The organism is Paraburkholderia sp. SECH4 (assembly GCF_030511745.1).
Classification (GTDB): Bacteria; Pseudomonadota; Gammaproteobacteria; order Burkholderiales; family Burkholderiaceae; genus Paraburkholderia; species Paraburkholderia madseniana.
In genome coordinates, this window is record NZ_JALOCP010000028.1 from 82,620 (window position 1) to 101,346 (window position 18,727).

13 protein-coding genes are annotated in these 18,727 nt (G+C 57.1%); 7 read left to right on the top strand and 6 right to left on the bottom strand.

The features are described from left to right. The first annotated feature begins 203 nt into the window (after nucleotides 1-203). Both adh and M0D67_RS30020 read left to right on the top strand, forming a co-directional pair. On the top strand, nucleotides 204-1,724 hold the full coding sequence (adh, locus tag M0D67_RS30015) for an aldehyde dehydrogenase (protein WP_171925240.1): 1,521 nt from the start codon (nucleotides 204-206) through the stop codon (nucleotides 1,722-1,724). A 64-nt stretch (nucleotides 1,725-1,788) separates the two neighbouring features. Next, entirely contained in the window at nucleotides 1,789-2,184 is a 396-nt protein-coding gene (locus M0D67_RS30020) for a DUF779 domain-containing protein (RefSeq protein ID WP_266240730.1), read from the top strand. A 16-nt stretch (nucleotides 2,185-2,200) separates the two neighbouring features. Here M0D67_RS30020 and eutC read toward each other — a convergent pair whose 3' ends face one another. Genes eutC through eat form a run of 3 tightly spaced genes read right to left on the bottom strand, consistent with a single transcriptional unit; the run spans nucleotide 2,201 to nucleotide 5,824 of the window. Continuing rightward, nucleotides 2,201-2,986, bottom strand: a complete 786-nt coding sequence (eutC, locus tag M0D67_RS30025; RefSeq protein ID WP_266240731.1) for an ethanolamine ammonia-lyase subunit EutC — start codon at nucleotides 2,984-2,986, stop codon at nucleotides 2,201-2,203. After that, nucleotides 2,983-4,377 carry an ethanolamine ammonia-lyase subunit EutB gene (locus tag M0D67_RS30030; protein ID WP_266240732.1) on the bottom strand — a complete coding sequence of 465 codons (1,395 nt, stop codon included), beginning with the start codon at nucleotides 4,375-4,377 and terminating at the stop codon, nucleotides 2,983-2,985. Before M0D67_RS30030 ends, eutC begins: the two co-directional genes overlap by 4 nt. 43 nt (nucleotides 4,378-4,420) lie before the next feature. Continuing rightward, entirely contained in the window at nucleotides 4,421-5,824 is a 1,404-nt protein-coding gene (gene eat, locus M0D67_RS30035; RefSeq protein WP_266240733.1) for an ethanolamine permease, read from the bottom strand. A gap of 255 nt (nucleotides 5,825-6,079) precedes the next feature. Between eat and M0D67_RS30040 the strand changes: the two genes are divergently transcribed. The 4 genes from M0D67_RS30040 to M0D67_RS30060 all read left to right on the top strand — a co-directional run bounded on the left by M0D67_RS30040 (nucleotide 6,080) and on the right by M0D67_RS30060 (nucleotide 12,537). After that, nucleotides 6,080-6,946 (top strand): GyrI-like domain-containing protein, encoded by an 867-nt coding sequence (locus tag M0D67_RS30040; RefSeq protein ID WP_266240734.1) that lies wholly within the window; start codon nucleotides 6,080-6,082, stop codon nucleotides 6,944-6,946. A 2,227-nt stretch (nucleotides 6,947-9,173) separates the two neighbouring features. Next, nucleotides 9,174-10,739, top strand: a complete 1,566-nt coding sequence (locus M0D67_RS30050) for a recombinase family protein (RefSeq protein WP_266240736.1) — start codon at nucleotides 9,174-9,176, stop codon at nucleotides 10,737-10,739. Then, complete coding sequence (locus M0D67_RS30055) at nucleotides 10,736-11,638, top strand: ParB/RepB/Spo0J family partition protein (RefSeq protein ID WP_266240737.1); 903 nt, start codon at nucleotides 10,736-10,738, stop codon at nucleotides 11,636-11,638. The genes M0D67_RS30050 and M0D67_RS30055 overlap by 4 nt, the downstream gene beginning before the upstream one ends. Next, nucleotides 11,635-12,537, top strand: a complete 903-nt coding sequence (locus M0D67_RS30060) for a plasmid partitioning protein RepB C-terminal domain-containing protein (protein WP_266240738.1) — start codon at nucleotides 11,635-11,637, stop codon at nucleotides 12,535-12,537. Before M0D67_RS30055 ends, M0D67_RS30060 begins: the two co-directional genes overlap by 4 nt. Nucleotides 12,538-13,027: 490 nt before the next feature. Here M0D67_RS30060 and M0D67_RS30065 read toward each other — a convergent pair whose 3' ends face one another. The 3 genes from M0D67_RS30065 to M0D67_RS30075 form a co-directional block, all read right to left on the bottom strand. Beyond that, nucleotides 13,028-13,951 carry a hypothetical protein gene (locus M0D67_RS30065; protein ID WP_266240739.1) on the bottom strand — a complete coding sequence of 308 codons (924 nt, stop codon included), beginning with the start codon at nucleotides 13,949-13,951 and terminating at the stop codon, nucleotides 13,028-13,030. 173 nt (nucleotides 13,952-14,124) lie between these two features. Further along, nucleotides 14,125-15,651, bottom strand: coding sequence for a hypothetical protein (locus M0D67_RS30070; RefSeq protein ID WP_266240740.1), 1,527 nt, complete (start codon nucleotides 15,649-15,651; stop codon nucleotides 14,125-14,127). Between the two features lie 693 nt (nucleotides 15,652-16,344). Further along, nucleotides 16,345-17,499 carry a hypothetical protein gene (locus M0D67_RS30075; protein WP_266240741.1) on the bottom strand — a complete coding sequence of 385 codons (1,155 nt, stop codon included), beginning with the start codon at nucleotides 17,497-17,499 and terminating at the stop codon, nucleotides 16,345-16,347. Nucleotides 17,500-18,151: 652 nt separating this feature from the next. Here M0D67_RS30075 and M0D67_RS30080 point away from each other — a divergent pair. After that, on the top strand, nucleotides 18,152-18,664 hold the full coding sequence (locus M0D67_RS30080; RefSeq protein ID WP_266240742.1) for a hypothetical protein: 513 nt from the start codon (nucleotides 18,152-18,154) through the stop codon (nucleotides 18,662-18,664). Nucleotides 18,665-18,727 lie beyond the last annotated feature (63 nt).

Consider the following 18,727-nt stretch of genomic DNA (forward strand, 5'->3'; position numbering starts at 1 on the left):
ACAGGGCTGCGCACACTGATCAGAAACGAGACGCTCATCGTTTGACAAGGTGAACAGGTCTGCGCCCCAAGCCTGCTGGCGTGCCTGCTGCGCGTGCACAGCTCACCAGCGCGGTGCATTGGCACAATTCTGGCTCTAGTCTGTCGCGGCCAGCGAAATATCGCGCCGAATATAGCCCATTCAAACATGTGAGGAGCACACAGATGAATCACGCAGAGATGCAGTTTCTGACTACCGAATTTCCGTACAAAAAGCAGTATGGGAATTTTATCGGTGGCGAATGGGTGAAGCCGGTAGGCGGTGAGTACTTCGACAACGTGTCGCCGATCACCGGTGAGCCGTTCACGTCGATCCCGCGTTCACGCGAAGCCGATATCGAACTCGCCCTCGACGCCGCGCATCGTGCGAAGGCAGCATGGGGCAAGACGTCGACCACCGATCGCGCGAACATCCTGAACCGTATCGCCGACCGGATGGAAGCGAATCTGCAGCGCATTGCCGTGGCTGAAACGATCGACAACGGCAAGCCGCTACGCGAAACCATGGCTGCGGATATCCCGCTAGCCATCGATCATTTCCGCTATTTCGCCGGCGCCGTGCGCGCGCAGGAAGGCTCGCTCTCCCAGATCGACGACGACACCGTCGCGTATCACTTCCATGAGCCGCTCGGCGTGGTCGGCCAGATCATTCCGTGGAACTTCCCGATCCTGATGGCCGTGTGGAAGCTCGCGCCTGCGTTGGCCGCCGGCAATTGCGTCGTGCTGAAGCCGGCCGAGCAAACGCCTGCATCGATTCTCGTGCTGCTCGAACTGATCCACGATCTGCTGCCGCCGGGCGTGCTGAACGTGGTGAACGGGTTCGGCCTCGAAGCCGGCAAGCCGCTCGCGTCGAGCAAGCGCATCGCGAAGATCGCCTTCACGGGCGAGACGACGACCGGCCGCCTGATCATGCAGTACGCAAGCCAGAACATCATTCCGGTGACGCTCGAACTCGGCGGCAAGAGTCCGAACATTTTCTTCGCCGACGTGATGAACGAGGACGACAGCTACTTCGACAAGGCGCTCGAAGGCTTCACGATGTTCGCGCTGAATCAGGGCGAAGTGTGCACGTGTCCGTCGCGTGTGCTGATCGACGAAAAGATTTACGACCGCTTCATGGAGCGCGCGTTGAAGCGTGTGGCGGCGATCACGCAAGGCCATCCGCTCGACACGAAGACGATGATCGGCGCACAAGCCTCGCAGGAGCAGCTTGAAAAAATCCTCTCGTATGTCGATCTCGGCAAGCAGGAAGGTGCGGAATGTCTCATCGGCGGTGAGCGCAATACGCTCGGCGGCGAACTGAGCAAGGGCTACTATGTGAAGCCGACCGTGTTCCGCGGCCACAACAAGATGCGCATCTTCCAGGAAGAAATCTTCGGGCCGGTCGTTTCCGTGACGACCTTCAAGAACGAAGACGAAGCGCTCGAAATCGCCAACGATACGCTCTACGGTCTGGGCGCCGGTGTATGGACACGCGACGGTACGCGCGCCTATCGCTTCGGCCGGCAAATCCAGGCGGGCCGCGTGTGGACCAACTGCTATCACGCGTATCCGGCACATGCTGCGTTCGGTGGCTACAAGCAATCGGGTATCGGCCGCGAAAATCACAAGATGATGCTCGATCACTATCAGCAGACCAAGAACCTGCTCGTCAGCTATAGCGATAAGCCGCTCGGTTTCTTCTGAGTGTAACGACCCTGTACGAGCGAGCCGCATTACGCGGCTCGCTCTTTTTCAACGAGGGCATGTGATGGCTGATGAGAAGGAAGTAGCCCGTGTGATCGCGACGCCTGCTGCGGTCGATTTGATCGACAAGCTATGCGCCGAACACGGGGCCGTGTTGTTTCATCAATCCGGTGGATGCTGCGACGGCAGCGCGCCGATGATGTTCCCTCAGAATGAGTTCATGGTCGGCTCGTCCGACGTGAAACTCGGCACGATTGCCGGCGTGCCGTTTTATATGAGCGAATCGCAGTTCGAATACTGGCAGCACACGCAACTGATCATCGATGTGGTGCCGGGGAATGGCGGGATGTTTTCTCTGGAGCGACCGAGCGGGTTGCGGTTTTTGACGCGCTCGCGACTTTTCGAGGACGAGGAGAACGCGTGGTTGGAGACGCATCCGGTGGAACGGGCGGATGCTTAGTGTCTCTATGTCGTGTCTAGTTTGAGTCGTCGCCGACTGCGGGTGTTGTCGGCGTACTCGCTAGCAGCGCATCGCTATCGTCTTTCAAACCAACGCCCGTGATGCCCAAACGTCTTGCGTGCGTCAGCAGATAGTGCAACTTGTGCGCGGCTGATTCGTAGTTAAGACCTTCGGGACGCACGTTGGAAATGCAGTTGCGTTGCGCATCGCTGCAGCCCACTTTCGGCGCGTAAGTCAAATAGATGCCGAGACTATCGGGCGAACTCAAACCTGGTCGTTCGCCGATCAGCATCACAACCAGTTTGGCATCGAGCAGTTCTCCGATTTCGTCACCGAGCGCGACGCGGGCCTGACGTGCGACTACTACCGGGCCGATCTTCCAATCCGTGAGTTTCGTGCAAACGGCTTGCAGCAGCGGAATCGATTGCTTCGATGCAGCGAATGCGGAGAGACCATCTGCGATGACGAAGACCACTTCGGGTGAATCCACCTTGAGTTGTCCAAGCGCTGCGCGGCTCTCATCGCTCAAGCGCCTGCCGAGATCCGGACGCCGCAAATAATGCTCGCGATCGGGCGCGGCACTATGCACATCCAGTGTGCTGAAACTTTGCGCGCGCAACTGTTCGTGCAGCACGTCCGTATCGAGCGGATGATGCACCGCGTCGCGCGCCTGCGCATGCGACAGGTTGAACGCCAGCAACGGTGCAGTCGGCAAACTGTTGCCCGCGCGGCCCAACGCGATGCGTGCGTTGGTGAACTGCCGCAATGCGTTCCATGGATTCTTTTCGAGGAAGTCGCTCATGCGATGCCCATCCAGTCATTCGCGCCTGCCAGCAGAGGTTGCTGTGACGATGCACTCAGCAAAGCGCCGCGAGAGTCAGTGATCTGCATGGACTCCAGCCATTCTTCGAATTCCGGTGCGCGGCGCAGACCAAGTACGTCGCGCACGTAAAGGGCATCGTGGAAGGACGTGCTTTGATAGTTGAGCATCACGTCGTCCGCACCCGGAATGCCCATGATGAAATTGATACCCGCCACGCCGAGTAGCGTGAGCAGGTTATCCATATCGTCCTGATCGGCTTCGGCGTGATTCGTGTAGCAGATGTCGCAACCCATCGGCACGCCGAGCAGCTTGCCGCAGAAGTGGTCTTCAAGGCCCGCGCGCGTGATCTGCTTGCCGTCGTACAGATACTCCGGTCCGATGAAGCCAACCACCGTGTTCACCAGAAACGGATTGAACTTGCGCGCGACTGCATAGGCGCGCACTTCGCATGTCTGCTGATCGACACCGAAATGGGCATCGGCCGACAAGGCGCTACCCTGCCCGGTTTCGAAATACATCAGGTTATTGCCGACAGTGCCGCGATTCAGCGACAACCCCGCTTCATATGCTTCCTGCAACAGCGCAAGCGAAATACCGAAACCCGAGTTCGCTTTCTCTGTCCCGGCAATCGATTGAAACACGAGATCGACCGGCGCGCCTTTTTCGATCGCAGCGATGGTGTTAGTGACGTGGGTCAGCACGCACGATTGCGTGGGTACCTGATAGCGTTGGCGGAAGTCGTCGATCATCAGCAGCAGCTTGGTGATCGCGGCAAGATTGTCGCTGGCGGGATTGATGCCGATCATCGCGTCGCCGCAGCCGTACATCAGGCCATCGAGCATCGACGCGGCGATGCCTTTGACGTCGTCGGTCGGATGATTCGGTTGCAGTCGCACCGACATGTGACCGGGCAAGCCGATCGTATTGCGAAAGCGCGTAATCACCGGACGCTTGCGCGCCGCCGCGATCAAATCCTGATTGCGCATCAGCTTCGAGACAGCCGCAATCATCTCCGGCGTGAGTCCGGCGGTGATGCGCGTGAGCGCGTCGCCATTGGTCGTGCTGCTCAACAGCCAGTTGCGGAAATCGCCGACCGTCAGATGCGATATCTCAGCGAACGCTTGCGGCGAATGATCGTCGATCACGAGACGCGTGACCTCGTCGCTTTCGTACGGGATCAGCGCTTCGTTGAGAAACGTGCGCAACGGCACCTGCGCGAGCGCCATCTTGGCCGCGACGCGCTCTTCTTCGCTTGCCGCCGCGACGCCCGCGAGCTGGTCGCCGGAACGCAGCGGACTGGCTTTCGCCATCAAGGTTTTCAGGTCGGCAAAGCGATACGTGCGGCTGCCGATTGTCTCGGTGTAGCTCATGTTTACGACTCCATCGCCGCTGCTTGCGCAGCGGCTCGATCCGTCACTCTTCGAGCAAAGCGTCCGACGGTGCTGCTTCGCGTTGATGGCGCGTCAACAGGAAGTAGACGTAGCCGAGCGCGAGGAAGATCGCGAACACGATGGCCACCAGGAAATTGAAGTAGACCATTGTAGCCAGACAAATCACCGCGGCCACCAGCGCGAACGCCGGAAAGAACGGAAACAGCGGCGCGCGGAACGGGCGCTCCATGTTCGGCTCCGAGCGGCGCAGCTTGAACAGCGACAACATGCTGATGATATACATCACGATAGCGCCAAATACGGACATCGTCACGATGTTCGCCGTCAGCGTCTGGCCGCCGAACTGGATCAGCTCGTCGCTATAGATCGCGGCGATACCGACCACGCCACCCGCGATGATCGCGCGATGCGGCGTCTTGAAGCGCGGATGCACCTTGGAGAGCCACTCCGGCAGATAACCGGCGCGAGCCAGCGCGAAGATCTGCCGCGAGTATCCGAGGATGATGCCGTGAAACGACGCGACGAGCCCGAACAGGCCAAGCCACACCAGCATATGCATCCAGCCGCTATGTTCACCGACGATGAATTTCATGGCCTGCGGCAGCGGATCGTTGATGTTCGACAGCTTGGTCCAGTCGCCGGCGGCGCCTGCGAACACCATCACGCCGATGGCGAGCACGACCGAGGTCAGAATACCGGCGACGTAAGCAATCGGAATCGAACGCTTGGGATTCTTGGCTTCTTCAGCAGCCATCGCCACGCCTTCAATCGCGAGGAAAAACCAGATCGCGAAGGGAATCGCCGCGAACATGCCGTGGAACGAGCCCATGCTGAAGGTGTCCGCACCGGACCAACCACCCTTCGTGAAATTCGACCACTGGAATCCCGGCGACACGACGCCCATGAACACCAGCAATTCGAAGATCGCGAGCAGCGTTACACACAACTCGAAAGCCGCGGCGATCTGCACACCGACGATATTCAGCGCCATGAAGACGAGATACGCGCCCATTGCCGCGTGTTTCGGTTCGAGCCCCGGAAACTGCACGTGCAGATAAGCGCCGATCGCGAGTGCAATCGCCGGTGGTGCGAACACGAATTCGACTAACGTCGCCGCGCCCGCCAGATAACCACCGGTCGGGCCAAAAGCGTGGCGCGCGTAGGCGAACGGGCCGCCTGCATGCGGAATCGACGTGGTGAGTTCGGTGAAACTGAAAATGAAGGTGGTGTACATCGCGGCAATAAAAACCGCCGTGATGACGAAGCCGAGCGTGCCGGCGCTCGCCCAGCCATAGCTCCAGCCGAAATACTCGCCGGAAATGACCAGACCGACCGCGATCCCCCACAGTTGCCACGTGCCGAGCGTCTGCTTCAACTCGTGATGCGTGACTTTACCGACGTGCTGACTTTTTGACTCTGATTTCATCGGGTGCTCCTGATGTTTTCGCTTGCTCGACGCCGCAAGGCTTTGCGGTGCATGGGCGGACAGGCTTCAGCCGATGGTAGTAAGCCATTATTCAACGTGTTATCGAAATTCGGCAAAGTTCGGGCGCGATTGTGTCAGTGGACGCTTAATTCTGTTCACGGGTGCTTTGGCGAAGTTCGCAGGATTTGGTAAATGGGGACGTGGTACTTTGATTCGCATCCCTTCGGCAATCTTCTCTTTGTTGGTCACTTAGTTATGAACCAATCGGACAATCGGGCGCGCTACGAAACGCGGCTGGGCCGCGTGTTGGACCATATTTACGATCATCTCGACGAACCGCTGGATATCGATCGTCTCGCGCAAATCGCCTGCATGTCGCCGTATCACTGGCATCGCATCTTTCAGGCGATGTATGGCGAGACGGTGGCGACGACTGTGCGGCGTTTGCGGTTGCATCGCGCCGCGGGATATCTGGCGAATGGTTCGATGCCGATCGCTGAGATTGCCGAACGCTCGGGCTATAGCAGTTTGCAGTCTTTCTCTCGCACCTTTCGCGCGGTGTTCGGCATTCCGCCGGCGCAGTACCGCAAGCAGGGTACGCATAGCCGGTTTCGTCCGGCACTTTCAGGAGACGATCAAATGACGATGCGTGAAGTGGTGATTCGTAACGTGGAGCCGATGGAGGTTTTGTCGGTGGATCACGTTGGGCCGTATATGCAGATCGGCAAGGCGTTCGATGGGTTGTTCGGCTGGTTGGCGAAACACAATTTGCTGGCAGGACAGATGCGCATGATCGGGATTTACTACGACGATCCTGGTGTTGTTGCGGAGGATGAGTTGAGGTCGAAGGCTGGGGTGTTGCTGCCGCATCCGGTGCAGACTTCGGTGACGGTGAGTCCGCCGGTTTCGGTGGCGCGTGTGAAAGGTGGGGAGTACGCGGTGTTGCGGCATAAGGGGCCGTATAGCGATATGCGGGCGGCTTATGAGTGGTTGTATGGGACGTGGCTTGTGCAGTCGGGGCGTGAGGCTGCGGATGCGCCGGTGTTTGAGGAGTATTTGAATAGTCCGAAGGAGACTGCGCCTGCTGAGCTGCTGACGGAGATTTGTTTGCCGTTGGTTTGATGGGTTTGGTTCTGGTTTGGTTGTTGTGCGTGCGTTGTGCATGTTTACGCAGCGGGGTTCGGGGATGCTTCTCTGTTTTTTATAGTCTTTGTATATGTATACGTAGTAATAGTTAACAAGCACCTCGCGTTTCTGTGGATAACTTGGATCTTCGCTTACGGATCAAGGGGATACGGAATCGATAACCCTGCGGGGGGTGGGCGGACAGGACGGAGGAGCCAGGGAAAACTTTTGGCTGACCTGGCGAGGTTGCTGGTTTATCAAAGTTTCGCCCACAACGTATCAGGTGGTTTGTACAAAAGTTGTCCAGAGGGGGTTGTGGATAAGTGCGGCTACTTATGGAGCGCTCAATCCGCTAACTCGTAGGACGTGCTGCGGCCACCTGCTGCTGATTTTTTCAACACGCCGGATCCGACGTTGATCCGGGCTATTTTCCCTGCGGACGCAAATTATTCTCCGCAGAAAATGCGGAGAATAGTGGCGCTATTCTCCGCTCGGACCGTGGGGTCCCTCGCGAGTGACTGATTTCTCGATCAGGCGCTTCGGCGGCACCTTGTCGCAAAATTAATTCGCACTGCCAATGCGTTGACAAGACTTGGGCGCGTCGCTTATCTTCGGTTCGCGGGTCGGCTGGTCAAGCTTGCCAAGTTACGGGCAGTATCGCTAGCAGCGACGTCGGCTTTCGATGGGGGGAGTCACCTCGGTTCGGAAACGGTCGTTTGCAGATCGGCGCTATGGAATTCCAGTGCTCCTCTCAAGACTTACTCTCTGGGCTCGTAGAGACCATATATGCAATGCGTAACGCCCTATTGCACGGCGAAGTCGACCCGGACCCGAAAGTGCTCACCTGCTACGAACCAGCGTATCGGATCATAATGACTTTCCTAAGGTGTGTGAGATAGCCGCACACGATCACCCATAACCCCGACCGCATCCAATATCAAGTCGGACGGGCTCATCTGGACCAGGGCGCGGCACCCCTCTCGGGCAATATTAAATTTTTTTGGAATTTTTTTCGGCGTGCCCGCAACGTTGAGTATTGCCAGCAAAAAACCCGCGAAGCAATGCTTGGCGGGTTTTTACTGTGAAACGTTGGCAACATTTGAAAGTCGTTTGGTGGGAGGCGGAGGATCGAACTCCCGACCTTGACATCACGCATCCAAGGTTGGATTCCTCCACCGGTGGAACGTTACCCTCAACAGGGAGGCTGGTTCCATCGACTTTGTCGCTCAGTCTCTTTGCGCCCCAGACACCCCCTCGTAGGGCAGTAGCACTAATTTTGTCTCCCAGTAGCAGAACTGTGGTGCCAGCAGCAATTACTTTGGCGCCCTACGAGAACAGCAGCATCAATGTCGGTTCTCAAAATTCCTGACAAGCCGCCTCTAGAGAAATCAAGAGGTTATAAATTTTTTCTCAGAATGACTCGGATACTCTTCTCAGAAAAAGTGGCAATTTCCCATCTGATTCTCAAGATAAATGACAGCGCCCTTTTGGCCTCGCGTAGTCAGCGTTTAACGAACTATTTGTAGCCAGCTTGACGAGTCGCCGGCGTCCTCGCTCCGCGCAAAATGACCGAAGGTCCATGGAGCGCGATCATGAAATCGAGTCGACTTTGCCTCGCCTGCGGCAATCCGTTTCATCCCCTTTTGCGTGTCCCCAATCAACGGTACTGCTCGGCCGCGGCGTGTCAGCGGGAACGCCGGCGCCGCTGGCAACGGCGGCGACTTCGCGTCGACGCCGACTACCGCGATAACCAGACCCGGGCGCAATCGAACTGGCGTGCTCGTCACCCGGACTACTGGCGTCAATACCGCGCGACGCATCCGGCCTACCGGGAGCGCAATTGCGCGATGCAACGGGAGCGGAATGCGCGACGAAGTTCCAGTCCGGTTGCAAACATGGACGCGTCACCGCCTTTACACCCACTCGCATCAGGCTTCTACATACTGCGCCGTGCGGTCGAAACGGGCATTGCAAAGATGAACGCGTGCACCGTCCATATCGCCGTGCTGTCGGCACCAAACGGGCCACCCATACGTGATTGCAAAGAGATGACGTGATCGACTTCCGCGCCACGCCTGCTACCTTTGCCTTGTACCCGCTCTGAATCAGACACCACCGCAGTTGCGACGCGGTTGCGTTTCGAAAGTGACGATCTGCATGTCCGACGCGATGTCGGGTACGCAAGCTCAGGGGAGCGAGGATTCGAAGCAGCGGGAGCAGGACCGTGTCACTCGATCACATAGGCGATACCGTCGTCGCGGAGGCCCCCTCGGTACGGGCGGCCGAATACGTTCGGATGTCGACTGAGCACCAGCAGTACTCGACTGAGAACCAGCGCGACAGGATCCGGGAGTATGCCGTGCGGCGCGGCCTCGAGATCGTTCGCACCTACGCTGACGAGGGTAAAAGCGGTCTGCGTATCGACGGGCGGCAGGCGCTTCAGCAACTGATCAAGGACGTTGAAAGCGGTCGCGCGGATTTTCAGGTGATCCTCGTCTATGACGTGAGCCGCTGGGGGAGATTCCAGGACGCGGACGAAAGTGCGTACTACGAGTATGTCTGCCGGCGCGTCGGCATCCAGGTTGCCTACTGCGCCGAACAGTTCGAAAACGACGGCTCGCCGGTATCCACCATCGTGAAAGGAGTCAAGCGGGCAATGGCCGGTGAATACAGCCGGGAATTGTCGGCCAAGGTGTTTGCCGGCCAGTGCCGGCTGATCGAACTCGGCTTCCGGCAGGGCGGACCGGCTGGGTATGGCTTACGCCGCGTCCTCATCGATCAGCACGGGATCATGAAAGGAGAACTTCAGCGAGGCGAACACAAGAGCCTACAGACCGATCGGGTGATCCTTATGCCAGGGCCCGAGAGCGAAATCCGGATTATCAATCTCATCTACAACTGGTTTATCGACGGGTCGTTAAATGAATACGAGGTTGCGGCCCGGTTAAATGGTATGCGTGTTCGCACACACCTCGATCGGGAATGGACGCGAGCGACTATACGGGAGGTACTGACCAACGAGAAATACATCGGCAATAACGTCTACAACCGCGTGTCGTTCAAACTCAAGAAAATGCGCGTCGTCAATACGCCGGACATGTGGATCCGGAAGGAAGGTGCATTCCAGTCTATCGTACCGAGTGAGACGTTTTACACAGCACAGGGCATCATGCGGGCGCGCGCCCGACGCTATTCGAATGAGGAGCTCATCGAGCGTCTGCGCAACCTGTACCGCAATCGTGGCTTCCTGTCCGGCCTGGTTATCGACGAGACTGATGGCATGCCATCAAGCTCCGTTTATATGTACAGATTCGGCAGCCTGATCCGCGCATACCAGACCGTGGGTTTCACTCCTGGTCGCGACTACCGCTATCTCGAAACCAACCGGTTCCTCCGTCAGCTTCACCCGGAAATCGTCGCGCAGACGGAGAAGAGGATCGCCGATCTCGGTGGCACGGTGCGGCGCGATCCAGCCACAGATATGCTCACAGTCAACCACGAATTCACTGCCTGCCTCGTTCTCGCGCGTTGCCAGACACACGAAAATGGGCGGCATCGCTGGAAGGTCCGGTTTGACACGAGCCTGCTGCCGGACATTACGGTAGCCGTTAGGCTCGACCACGCGAATTCAGCGGCGCTCGATTATTACCTCTTGCCGCGCCTGGACTTCGGCCAGCCGCGTATCAGCCTCGCCGACCAGAACAGGATTGAGTTCGAGAGCTACCGTTTTGACACGCTTGACTATCTCTATGGCATGGCTGAGCGGGCCCGTCTCCGGAGGGTGGCATGAACCAGCAGCAACAGGCGGGCGAGGTGCGGATGATTCCGGTCGACCAGATCGAGGTCATCAATCCGCGTGAGCGTAACAACCGCGTGTTCAACGAAATCGTCGGCAACATCAGGGCGATCGGCCTGAAAAAGCCGATCAAGGTCACGCCGCGTGCTACAGCGGATGGCGTCGAGAAGTATCTGCTTGTGTGCGGCGAGGGTCGCCTGAAGGCTTTCCGTTCACTTGGCGAGACGACCATTCCGGCGATGGTTGTGAATGTCAGCGACGAAGACGCATTCATCATGAGTCTCGCGGAGAACATTGCGCGTCGTCAGTGCAGGCCGCTCGAACTCCTCGCCGGCATCCGGCAATTGCAGGAGCAGGGATACGCTTCGAAGGTGATCGCGGAAAAAACGGGGCTCACGCAGTCATATGTCCAAGGTATCCTGATGCTTCTGCATCATGGTGAGGAACGACTGGTCATAGCAGTGGAGAAGGGACGGATTCCACTCAACGCCGCATTGTCTATTGTCAGCGCCGGTGACGACGACACGGCAATGCAGGCTGCTCTGCAGGAAGCTTACGAATCCGGCAAGTTACGTGGCAAGCAATTGATGGATGCCCGCCGGATTATCGAGCGACGTAAAACGCTTGGGCGCTCCGCTGCCCGCAACATGTCGGGCAAGCTCGCGGACGTGACGACATCGAGCCTGGTGCGGACTTACCAGCACGAAGTCGAACGTCAGAAATCGATGGTGCGCAAAGCCGAGTTTGCACAGCAGCGCCTCATGTTCGTCGTGGGTGCGCTCCGACAAATGTTCGCCGATGAGAACTTCGTCAATCTGTTGCGTGCAGAAGGGCTTGCGACATTGCCAAAATATCTTGCTGAGCGTGTCTGGTCGGGCGGGAGCGCAGCATGACAGGCGTGACGCTCGGTTTCATTCCGGAGCCTCTCTCGGTTCCCGTAGTGTGCATCTTGCCGTCGCGCAGGACGCCCGCGACAATCATCGCTTCCCGCAAGTTCAAACAGATCAAGACATCGATTGAGGAGATCGGACTGATTGAGCCGCTGTCCGTCACAGCAGCACAACAGAGTACGGGTCAACATGTGCTGCTTGATGGCCACCTGCGCCTCATTGCGATGCAGCAGCTCGGATTTGTCGAAGCATCGTGCCTGGTTGCGACCGACGATGAAAGCTACACCTACAACAACCGCGTCAATCGCCTGTCCACCATCCAGGAGCACTATATGATCCGGCGCGTCGTCGAACGGGGCGTATCGCCGGAAAAGCTGGCAAAGGCTCTTGCCATGGACGTATCCCAGATTCTTAAAAAACTTTCACTGCTGGATGGCATATGCCCTGAAGCCGCCGAACTTCTGGGGGATCGTCAGTTTTCCGTAGAGCTTGCCCGCGCAATTCGAAAAATGAAACCGACGCGGCAGGTTGAATGCGTCGAACTAATGATAGCGGCGAACAATGTGACGGTGCCCTACGCCGAAGCGTTACTTGTCGCGACACCCGCAGCGCGGCTGGTGGACGGAAAGAAGCCGCCAAAGCTGACCGGTGTGACGCCTGAGCAGATGGCGAAGATGGAACGGGAGATGAGTAATCTTCAGGGTCAATACAAACTTGTCGAGCAAACCTATGGGCAGGATGTGCTGAACCTGGTGCTCGCAAAGGGATATCTCGCCAGGCTCCTGGAGAACGAACTGGTCGGTCAATATCTACGACAGCGGCAGCCAGACCTGCTGGCCGAGTTCGAAACGATTGTCGAGACAGTCTCGCTTGAGCCGCAGCAATTCAGCGTTCTCACCTAGCTGCTCTTAGCATCGCCATAGCGATGCATGGCATTACATTGGAGCTAGGCCGTCCGCCGATAGTGGAACGCATTAGTTTTGGGAGCAGTCCGCATCGATGACAGGCAGCACGAGGCCAATTGTTGCCATTCTTGCATCCACAAAGCCATCATTCGAATCGCTCGTACACTCCGGAATCTACGCAATGACTGTTGCGGGGTGGGTGATCGCGACCATCGGAACGAAAGCTGACGATCCGACCGCTATGCACTGCCAAACCGGGGAATCTGATTTTTTACGCAATCGAGCCGATTTGTGCAACTGGTTGCCATTTACCCCAGTCGTCAGGGCCACGCCCGACGGCGATGCGCCCGGTTGCAGACGTGCCTCAATCAATCGTTGCTTGTCCTCCGGATCAAATCTGCGCTTGCCGCCGGCACCGACGCGCGTCCCCCGCAACGGCAAAAAAGGTCAACCTGCTCAACAGCCGGGAGCGAAACGGCTCTCCAACTCAGAACATGCCCGGTCCAGAGACGGGATTGTAAAAATCATAGAGGTTCTGCTCGAGGTTACCCATCGCTTGGCCAAGCCGCTCGGTGGCCTCGGGCAATTCCATCGTCAGATCGATGATGGTCTCGCCGCCTTTATCGACCAGCCAGTCCGCGACCGGTTCGGTCCCGTAGTAGACGGCTACTCCAGCGGCTGCAACCGCGGCACCGACGGGTCCTCCGATGATGAAGCCAGTCATAAACAGTTCTGCCGCAACCGGAACGCCAAACTCTACTTGAGCCGCTTTCCCCGCGGCAAATCCTGCGATACTCACCGCGGTTCTTGCCGTGCTCTCTGCCGCAATCCCGGGCAAGGTGGTCGACTTTACCTCGGTGCCATATGCGATATTAATAGCCTGGCTGACTGTCTCCGGAACCGCGAATTTGAGGGCATGCTTCGCAAGCCAACTAGCCACGGTCGCGGCAGTTGTCACTGAAGGGTCGTATTGGATCGCATCGTCACGATAGTCTCCCGCCCGGACTTCCTGAGGTACCGTCTGCGGCTGACCGGTTCCAAAGATGGCGCTACCGCTACTATCCCCAGTGCTGCCACTGCCCGGCGGGCGCTGCTGCGACCCATTTCCGCTGGTGACCGCGCGAGAGCCACCGCCGTAGGCTGCATCGTTGCCCGCGGAAAATCCCCCTGCATCGTCCGACAGGCCGGCACCGGCGAGCCCGTCGCCTCCGAAGGCCGATACTGAAAAGGTGAAGCCATCGGTACCGGCAAACTCGCCCCCCGTTGCGTTGTAAACAAGCGTCCCGGCAGGGCCATTTCCTCCGGTTGCGTAGCCAACGACATCGGACGGATCTCCTCCGATGCCCGGGTCATAGTCGCCTCCGCCAATGACAGCGGGGGGGGAGGGTTCCGGTTCATCTGGGGGTTCCACCGGAGGCTCGGGCGGCAAAGGCTGAGCCGGCGCGGGTTGCGATGGCTGTGGAGTAGGCCAACCGCAGTCTTCAGGGTCTTCGTCGCAATCGTCGGCAAATGCGGGTCTCCGCAACGCTACCCACATTACAAATGACCCTGCGATGCTTTTTAGAAGGGTTCGCCGACGCATCGCTATCGGTCCTGCTGCACTACGAGGTAAAACTCAACGATGACGTCGGTCACATCGCCGGCTCCCAGAGGCACCTGCTTCACGGACCATCTCCCGAAGGGACTGGCGTTATATAACACAGACGTTCCGACGATCTCTGGTTGTCGCCCAGTGGTCCCTGGCCAAACTTCGGGGCGCCCCAGCCAACATCCGTTGACCGACTGGTTGCCTTGGTTCGTCGCCCCCCGTCCATATAGCAATGTCACGGCACTAGGCGCCGTGACGATCATTTGAGGAGGGATATCCCCTTCAAACTTGAGCCATGCTCCCAGGCCACGCAGACGCACAAACTTCAATCCCGAAAGCATTTTGGCTTCGAACGTGATGTCCCACTCCCCGGCCTTCGCCTGCCGGATAAATGTGTCTTCTCCAAGTTGCGCTTTCAGCGACACTCGTACGACGAGACTCTGGTCGTCCTGGGTTAGCTTCTGCAGCGTCACGCCGAGGTTCTGTGTCCAAACAGCCAGTTGGCTAAGGTAACGCGACGGCAAGGCTTCGGTAATTCCGGCCGGCAGCGCCGGGATAGCGCCAGCGTCGTATCCATATACCCACCTCATCCCCTTAACAACGGCGGCAAGTCGCGCGTTCGCCTCGTTTAGGGCACTCTGCGCTCGCCCGAGGATCGCAGATAGCTGGTCGCCATAGTTAAGCGGACCGTCCTTCGTAGCGATGGCGGCCAAACGCTCGGTCAATTTATTGTGCGCGACGTTACGCCGTTGCTCTCTGAAACTTGGATCGTTGGACATGTACCCAGCAAACTTTGTTACATAGGCGAGACGCGCAGCGATGGGAGCAATCTGGGTATCCATCTGCCACTTGGCATATTGAAAGCCATATCCAGCAGCGCGGTAGCCCAGTACGCCGCCGACCGTGGACGCCCACGTCTCCGCAGATTTTCCGGCGATCTTGCTCTCATCGCTGCTAAGTTGCCACTTGGCGTCCGGATAGAACGCGGGCGTGTGATCAGCCACATTGGCAACAGTCCATTTAGAGAAAGGCTTCAGGTTATTCTCTGCGGACCGTACGGCATTCATGATCTGCTGCGGCGCTTGGCTTTGGACCCATTGTGAGAAGTTGTTCTGCTGGGTCTGCGCTGTCTGATCGGACACCAGTGAAGCTTGCGCCGACCAGGCTGACAGATTGAACAACCCCGCGTCGACCTCGGCATCGTTGATGTCCTGCAGTTTTTTAAGCTCCTCAATGTCGAGCGCTATGTTCGTCTGTGTGGCCCGAAGCTGACGGTAGAGAGGCTCGAGATCGAGAACCGAACCGATGTAGGCCACCGCCTGCCTGAATAGCGGCTCCACGAGCTGGATACGAAACTCGCCTCGGGCATGCGGTGGTGGCGCTACGGGCGGTGCCGCTACTTTCTGGGCGGCCGGAATCAGCGTCTTGAGCCTCTCCCTGTTGGCAGAATACATTTTCCGCGATGCATCGAGGCGCGGATTGTCGGCCGGCGGCGCACCAGGAGTGCTTGTCTGATCTGCCATTCTTGCCCCCTATCATTGATGAACGCCGTCGAGCAACCGATAGGTGATTCGTCCGTGCCCGCTGCTCGCGATTGCGAGCTTGCTCGCTCGAAGATCAATGCATCCACCTTCGGAATTCGCTCCCGACCTGACGGTGAATTGGGTAGCGCTCTCGTTCGTCAGGACCAGGGGCGTGTCCTCTGCGGAGTAGTAGCAGACGCGATAGCTTGCTGGTGTAGGGCCGTCGTAAATGATTGACGCTCCTGCTGGCTCACCCTCGGGTGACCACGGTCGTGGTCCGTGGTCGCACATGCAGCCGCCTAAAGCGGTTGCCGCGAGAACTCCTGCCAGGCAACGGGGGATTCCAGCTTTCATGGTAAGCGTCCTGTCCTATTCAGATGGCATAGTGCCCTGACCGCACGCAGCAAACATCAGAGCGGCCAGCGGCGGGTCCAATACCCCTTAAAACACACAACCCACACTCATCCGGCGCGCATGTCGCACCGCTTCGGGTAGCGGTCGCTTTCTGATCTTGTAGAAGCTTGGTCGGTGTTCGGCCATAAACGGCTCTTCCCGGTCGTTTGGCGAACGTCTTTTAATGAGCGGCGGGTCGACATTTATAGTGAAGCGACGACAACCAACGATTCGTCGGCAAACTACTTCCATTTTTAGCACTGAGTGAGACAGTCGATATTCCGATGGCCATCGTCGAAGCTATTTCAACGTGTCGCAAGTACTCAAAAAGGCGATGGCGCAGGCGGAGCGAGCGGCATTTGTGGCGACGGTCAGCTTGTCCTTGTCGATGCTGCAATCAACGGAACTCGCGTTTGCGGCACAATCCTTGGTTTTGGCGTCGTAGGCCGTTGCGTAGCTAGATAAAGCTGTCGCGGTAGCAGCCTCATTCGTCTGATTGGCAGCCTGGCGTGCAGACGGTACTAGGTCCTGCGTTGCGGCAGTCGTTATCGATCCGGACGCGGCATTTATTGCTGCCGCAAATGCAGTTGCCAATTTATACGGTTTCGGTGTTTCTGTCACTTGCACCGTCATGTTTACCGGCAATATTGGCGTATTGTCATCTAGAGGGGGGGTGAGGACGATTTTGTCTGTTGCTGGGCTCGCAATCCATTGTCCATCGGGCGTCGAAATACGCGTTGTCTTGTCGATAGGCGGCAAGCTAATAAAAGGTTTTTTCACTGATGCGTAGGGATATTCAAGCTTTCCAAAAACTTGAGAAGCGCCGGCAGTTGAGAAACTAACGTCAATTTCTAACCCGCGGCTTGAGCCGGCAAAAAAACTATTATTAAAAAAACTACCAACATAGAATGCGAATGGCTTCCATGTGACAGCCGTTTTGTCTGATGAGATTACGCGGCGCGCTTCAAAATAGAGCGACGGAGCGCCGTCGAAATTGAGATCTGCAGCGACCAAAGCGTCCTGAGCCCTCTTGAGTTGAGCTTCCGAGTAGTTGCCTCGAAACACGCCCGTTGGGATATCCGGAGTAGCAGGATTCTTCGAAAAATCACCTCTAATCACCACCAGGCACCCTTTCTTATCAGAAACTTGTAGCCCCGGCTTCCCGTTTGGCATCTGCTTCTTGTATTCGTACCATCCGTCCAAATTGACGGTAACTTGATCAGAAGAAACATTTGGATTCACGACCGTTTTTACGTAAGAAACACCTATCGAAACCAACTGTCCAATAAGCGCCGCCGCTATGATCGGAACCAGATCCCGGTGCTCTGGCGGAGGTACCACAGAAGGGCATTCTGGTAGAAGATTGGCTCTCAGCTCTATCGGTTCACCAAAAACAGATACGCTAACCAATAACGAAAAACACCCCAGAAAATGTACCAGGCGGAACGTTTTCATATTATTCCTTGTCTTTTTGGGATGGCATAAGCCGATACCACGCCTTCTCAGGTTTTAACCGGCGTAAGTTACTACCTCTTCTGTCGTGACTATTCGTTTTTGAGTTAAGGTCATTTTTAAAGCAACAGTCGGACAAATAACAGTGGAGTTCCGACGAACGTTCGCTCTATTGAAAGCTTTGCATCGTACTCGCACACGATTGATTCTGGCAGGAGCGATCCGCACCATCCGGCCATCCTGCGATTACTGACACAGCCATCCGCGCAGACAAGCGGATGCCTGCGGCGCGCGGGCCGCAGGCATTGACGCGCCGGACGTGGTAGTCGACGAACCTGCATGAAAAAGTACGGTGGTCGCCTACACTGAGCCAACCCATTCGGCTGAGCGCGTGGGTAGAGTGGTGGCAAGCGACGCTCTACATCGGCCGTTGAGGATAAGGTTCAGTCACGCTCCCGCGAATGGCGACTCTAGGCTGAATTAGAGACGTTCGTAGCTAATCATCGAATGACAGCAGTGGGTCGAGTTTGTTGAATTTATGCGCGATGAATCAATATCAAGTTTTATTGCGGACAAAGCCCGAACTGTCGTGCAGAATACTCTTCCAGCCTATTCGTGTTTGTCCGAATAAAAATATCGCTGCATTATCCAGGTCGTGGAAGTGCAGGGAAGTGCCGGGCCTGGTGTCTTCCACGAGTTCAACTTTCTTATTCCTTATATGAACAGCCTACCCCAGACTATCGAGCCAGAACTGATCGTGCGTGGCAGCCGCTTTGCAATGCCGGCTGTCGGTATCATTTTTCTCATTATTGCCGGGTCTTACATCATCTTTGCGCAATCGAACCCATTCATGAGTTTTGGCGATGTTTTTATGGTCTTCCTCGCACCTCTGGCTGCTCTGGTAAGCATGAATTTCACGACACGCGCGGTTTTCTATATCGATCGATGCAAGGTGGGTCGCACCACGATTTCTTACGAGAACATCGCTTTTGTAAACCGGGGGCGCTTTCTGCTGGTGATCCGGTATAACCGCCCGAATGAAGCGCGTACCAGTCCGCGTCGAGCCGCACTGTCATTCTATGAAATGCGTCGACACGAACAAGAAAAGTGTCTGGATATTTTGCATTCGCGTCTGACTGAAAAGGCCGTTTTAAACTCCCGCTTCTGAATCCGGGATGGTAACGAGCGCTGCTGCGACGCCTCCCGCCGATCGCTTATGCTTTTGCGGCGA